We start from the raw sequence: 2890 nt of genomic DNA, 5'->3' as shown, positions 1-2890 counted from the left end.
CGTCAAGGCCCGTCCAGGTGATAAGCCAACCCGCCCCGCCGAGCGCCAGCAAAAGGGCCGCCACAGGAACCGACGATGTCAGGGCAAGGGAGAGGCAACAGACTGCACAAGCCACAGAGGCGAAGGCCACCAGCCTGTTTTGAGACGTGACCTTCCTCAAGAAGCCGTTGCCCATGCCCGCGATGAAAGCACCCATGCCGAAGCCGGCCAATAAGATACCGTAGACAATTGGCCCACTCTTCAACTGATCCCGGACGACGAGAGGGAGCAACGCCAGAATGGAGATGCTTGCCAATCCGAAAAGAGCTGCTCGGGCGGTCGCTGCCCTGATCTCCAAAGACATCGCCGTAAAGCGCACTCCGTCATGAATTGCCGTCGTCATTCTCTCACGAGGGAGAGGCGAAGAGCGGACCTCCCATTTGGTGCGCCATATCGCGCTTATAGGCGCCAGATCACTCACCGCAGCCAAGGCGAAAGCGGCCAGCGGCCCAAAGACGGCCAGGATCACGCCCCCTAAGGCCGGACCAACGCTGCGCACAATGTTGTATCCGACGGACATAAGCGTCACTGCGGCCGGAATGTCGCGTTTGTGAAGGATATCGCCGACCGAAGCGTGCCAGGCCGGATCATTCAAGGCAAAGCCGCAGCCGGCCAGGAAACCTAACCCGAGAATCAGCCAAGGACTGACAAATCCCAGACCCACAGAAATCATCAGCGTCATCGACGCCGATGCTATCAGGCAGTGTCCCGCAAACATCACCCACCGGCGGCTGAAGTTGTCGGCAATGGCTCCGGCGAAAACTGAGAGGAAGAACACCGGCAGTGTGGATGCGGCCTGGACGAGAGCCACCATAAGGTCGGACGCTGAAATCGTTGCCATAAGCCAACTGATGGCGACCGTTTGCACTAGCCAACCGAGGCTGGAAATCTGGGTGGCCGTCCAAATTGAGCGAAACACCTTGTTTCGAAATGGGGCGAGCGTCTTTGAAACGGGCGGTTGAGGATTTTCGCTCTGCATGAGGTTTTGCTGGCCTTCGATGAGCGCTGCGATTTGAGCAAGTGGGTCGATACTTAGACATCGCGGAGCACCGCACGGAACCCAGCTCTATGGAGCTTGCCGGCGACTATTTGCGTATTGAGCCATTCTCATAGTCTCATTCATGAGCAGTCCTATGCGCAAGCGTTGCTTTGCTAAATTCCCACGACAAGCGCGCCGCCGCTGAGACCCGCACCCGCTGCCGCCAAGAGGACTTTCTCGCCAGGCCGAAACGGCTGCGCCCGATGGGCGAGCGACAACGAGAGCGGGATCGTCGCGGCGGAAGAGTTGCCATATTCGGCGATCGTCTTGACCATCGAGTGATCTGTGATGCCGAGGTTCCTGCCGACCGCGTCGAAAATGCGAGCATTGGCCTGATGCGGCACGAAACGATCGAGGTCTTGCGGCCTCAGTCGGGCAGCAGTGAGCGCATCTCTCGAGCAGGCGGTCATCATCTCCACGGCCTTGGCGAACACTTCGCGGCCATCGGTGATCGTCATCCGGGTCTGCTCGAGGTCGAGGCCGCCATGGAACGGATTGTTGCTTCCACCGGCAGGAATCTGGATCAGCCCGTAACGCGAGCCGTCCGAATCCACCGAAGCGCCGAGAATGCCTCGATCCGGGTCATCGCACGGACCGATCACCACCGCGCCGGCGGCATCGGCAAACAGCACGGCGCTGGCGCGCTCGGCCGGATTGATGCGGCGGCTGAGGATGTTGGCGGCAATGACAAGGCTCGCTTTGCCATGCAGGCGAGTGAACCCGTCGGCGAACATCAGCGCATAGATGAAGCCGGCGCAAGCGCCGGTCAGGTCGATCGCGCCGGCGCGACCTAGTCCCAGCCGATGTGCGACCAGGGGCGCGCTTGGCGGCAGAAGATGATCGGGTGTGGAGGTAGCGAGCAACAGCAGGCCGATGTCGCCGCGGTCGATACCGGCATTGGTCAGCGCCATGTCGCCGGCGTGCGCGGCAAGGGCCGACAGCGTGTCTTCGTCCGCTGCCCAGAAGCGCGACCGTATCCCGGTGCGCCGCTCGATCCAGCCGGGTTCAAGCCCGAGACGATCTTCGATTTCCGGATTCTCCACCTTGCGCGCGGGCGCATGATGGCCAAGCCCGAGAATGCGCGATGATCGGCTCATGGCTTTGAGCCGAAGCGTTCGCCGGCCTCCTCGATGGCGTCATAGAGCCCATCCAACTCGTTGCCGGTAATGCAATAGGGCGGCAGAAGGTACAGGACATTGCCGAGCGGGCGCACGAGCAGGCCGCGCTCAAGAAAAAAAGCGCGCAGTTTTGGCCCGATCTCGGCCAGATAACCGGCTGAGCCGGTGCGTAGGTCGAGTGCCGCGATGGTGCCGGTTGTCCGGCAATCGGTGAAGCGAGGGTTGTCGCGAAAGCGTCGAAGCCCGGCGGCCTGTCGCTCGCTCAAGGCCGCGATCCGATCGGCCACCGGCTCGTCGTGCCAGATCTCGACATTGGCAAGTGCCGCCGCGCATGCAATCGGATTGGCGGTGTAGGAGCTCGAATGGAAAAACGTCTTCTTGCGATCCTCGGAATAGTGAGCCTGGAAGATGGCATCGGTGGCGATCGTGGCGGCCAGCGGGATGGTACCACCGGTCAGACCTTTCGAGGTGCACAGGATGTCCGGCGAGACGGACGCCTGTTCGCAGGCGAACATGGTTCCGGTGCGCCCCCAGCCGGTCATCACTTCATCGGCGATCAGCAGCGTGCCGGCGGCCTCAGTGATCCTCTTCAATTCGGTCAGAACCCAGGCCGGATACATGAGCATGCCGCCGGCGCCGAGCACGAGCGGCTCGACGATCAGCGCGGCGGCGCGCCGGTCGCGGGAGAGTGCCT

Annotated in this window: 3 protein-coding genes; all 3 read right to left on the bottom strand. The window is 62.0% G+C overall.

Going from position 1 to position 2890, the window contains the following annotated elements; genetic code table 11:
- A partial coding sequence (locus tag EOA86_RS28965) for an MFS transporter (protein ID WP_128344799.1) occupies nucleotides 1-1018 on the bottom strand: 1018 nt, incomplete at its 3' end.
- A 173-nt stretch (nucleotides 1019-1191) separates the two neighbouring features.
- Nucleotides 1192-2175, bottom strand: coding sequence for a beta-ketoacyl-ACP synthase III (locus EOA86_RS28960; RefSeq protein ID WP_091595821.1), 984 nt, complete (start codon nucleotides 2173-2175; stop codon nucleotides 1192-1194).
- Nucleotides 2172-2890 (bottom strand): aminotransferase class III-fold pyridoxal phosphate-dependent enzyme (locus EOA86_RS28955; RefSeq protein ID WP_128344797.1); only part of this gene is annotated, 719 nt, incomplete at its 5' end. The genes EOA86_RS28960 and EOA86_RS28955, both read right to left, overlap by 4 nt.

Source organism: Mesorhizobium sp. M5C.F.Ca.IN.020.32.2.1 (assembly GCF_004023105.1).
GTDB lineage: Bacteria > Pseudomonadota > Alphaproteobacteria > Rhizobiales > Rhizobiaceae > Mesorhizobium > Mesorhizobium wenxiniae.
The sequence above is the reverse complement of the archived record's forward strand: the minus strand, read 5'-3'. Positions and strand labels throughout refer to the sequence as shown.

Coding starts and splice junctions, on each gene's coding strand:
- EOA86_RS28960 (WP_091595821.1), bottom strand. CDS start 2,175: ATGAGCCGATCATCGCGCATTCTCGGGCTTGGCCATCATGCGCCCGCG.